The sequence below is a fragment of the Arthrobacter sp. JCM 19049 genome (genome assembly GCF_001310435.1).
Genome location: NZ_BAXF01000367.1, coordinates 1 through 2,218, shown reverse-complemented (window position 1 = coordinate 2,218; position 2,218 = coordinate 1). Strand labels below are relative to the sequence as shown.

At 67.8% G+C, this 2,218-nt stretch carries 2 protein-coding genes and 1 pseudogene; all 3 read left to right on the top strand.

The genetic code is table 11. The features are described from left to right. Positions 1-94 precede the first annotated feature (94 nt). On the top strand, positions 95-574 hold the full coding sequence (locus JCM19049_RS12240; protein ID WP_279403113.1) for an FCD domain-containing protein: 480 nt from the start codon (positions 95-97) through the stop codon (positions 572-574). 181 nt (positions 575-755) lie between these two features. Further along, positions 756-1,839, top strand: a pseudogene (locus tag JCM19049_RS23545) (MFS transporter). Between the two features lie 23 nt (positions 1,840-1,862). Next, complete coding sequence (locus JCM19049_RS20665) at positions 1,863-2,150, top strand: hypothetical protein (protein WP_279403111.1); 288 nt, start codon at positions 1,863-1,865, stop codon at positions 2,148-2,150. Positions 2,151-2,218 lie beyond the last annotated feature (68 nt).

Sequence of the window (2,218 nt, the reverse complement as noted above, 5' to 3'; positions counted from 1 at the left end):
TCTATTCGGCCCCGGCCCGGCGAGATGCTGGGGGTTTCACCCACCCCGGTGCGCGAGGCGATGATCGACATTGCCGCGAGGGCTGGTGGAGGCGTTGCGCAACAAGGGCTACCGGATCGTGGGGTTCAGTGACCGGGACCTGGATGAGCTGGCCGAGCTGCGCGCGCTGATCGAGGTGCCCACCATGGCCCAGGTGGCGCTGCATGCCCGGGCCGAGGACCTGGAGCAGCTGCGCCCGCTGACTACGACGCTGAACTCCACGGCCGAGCGCGGGCAGCTGCGCGAGTTCATTGCGGTGGACACCGAGTTCCACCTTCGTGCCCTGGCCCTGGCCGGCAACCGGCACCTGGTGGATAATGTGCGCCAACTGCGCTCCCGGGCCCGGCTGTCCGGGCTGGCGCAGCTGGCCGAGGCCGGGCAGCTGGTGAACACCGCCCGGGAGCACGGCCAGCTGCTGGATCTGATGATCGCGCAGGACGCTGGGGCGGTGGCCGAGCTGATGCGCCGCCACATCGGACACACCCGGGGCGTGTGGGCCGGACGCGGGGAGCAGACCCGCACGTCAGCGACGTAATCCCCGCACTTTTTCACCCTGCTGGCCCAGCCACTGTGAGCTGGGCCATTTGCTTAACCGACAGTAAATTTTACTGTGGTGTCTGTTCGTGGCGCAGGTCACGGGCTTTCAATGACCAGATCGCGCTACCACCGCACCCCCGGCCGGACCCGGCGGGGAGGCGGGTGGGGGCGCACGGCAGATGGACAAGGACATGAGTCAACAGGTTTCCGCGGCACCGAAGAAGGTGAGCTATCCCAAGGTGCTGACCGCTAGCCTGAGCGGATCGGCCATCGAATGGTTCGATTTCTTCCTCTACGCGACGGCGGCGGCGTTCATTTTCGACAAGCAGTTCTTCCCCTCCGATGACCCGTACATCTCCCAGATGCTCTCCTACACGACCCTGGCGCTGACCTTCTTCATCCGCCCGTTCGGCGGGATCATCTTCTCCCACATCGGGGACCGGATCGGGCGCAAGAAGACCCTGGTGGTCACGCTCTCGCTGATGGGCGGGGCCACGGTGGCCATCGGCCTGCTGCCCACCTACGCCCAGGTGGGGATGCTCGCCCCGGTGCTGCTGATCCTGTGCCGGATCATCCAGGGCCTGGCCATCGGCGGGGAGTGGGGCGGGGCACTGCTGCTGGCCTACGAGTACGCGCCGAAGAACCGGCGGGGATTGTTTGGCAGCATCCCGCAGACCGGGATCACCATCGGCATGCTGCTGGCCACCATCGCCTTCTCCCTGGTCAGCCTGCTGCCGCAGGCCTCCTTTGAGTCCTGGGGCTGGCGCCTGCCGTTCATCTCCAGCATCGTGCTGATCGTGATCGGGTTGTGGATCCGCGGCGGGCTGGGGAGACCCCGGCGTCAAGAAGCAGCAGGCCACCGGGGACGTGGCCAAGCTGCCGATCGCCGAGACGCTGCGCCACCACTGGCGCTCGGTGCTGATCGCCATCGGCGCGAAGATCGTGGAGACCGCGCCGTTCTACATCTTCGCCACCTTCGTGGTCAGCTACGCCACCGGCACCTTGGACTACGAGCGCTCCACCGTGCTGAACGCGGTCAGCGCCGGCGCGCTGGCCAGCACCCTGATGATCCCGGTGATGGGCTGGCTGGCCGATAGGTGGGGCCGGCTGCAGGTGTACCTGTGCGGCGCCGTGGTGATCGGATTGTTCGCCGCCCCGTTCTTCTTGCTGCTGGGCACCGGGGCCGACTGGGCGGTGTTCATGGCCGTGATCGTGGGCCTGGGCGTGGTCTGGCCGCCGGTGACCGCGACCCTGGGGACCTGACCTCCGAGATCTTCTCCACCCGGGTGCGCTACACCGGGGTGACCCTGGGCTACCAGATCGGCGCCGCGCTGGCCGGGGGCACCGCCCCGCTGCTGTGCACCTTCCTGCTGGCCCGCTTCGACGGGTCCTGGGTGCCGATCGCGCTGTACATCGCCGCGATCGCGGTGCTCTCGATCATCGCGGTCTCCTTCGCCCCGAAGGTGGCCCGGGCCGATGACTCGATCGAGAACCCGGCCACCGAACACCCCGAGACGAACCACGACCTGCCCGGCGGGATGCCGGACGGGCTGAGCATGACGGAAGTGAAATAGGAAGATGAGCACAATGACCGAGCACGCCCCGCGCTGGTACGGCGCCGATGAGGTGGCCGCGGCGATCA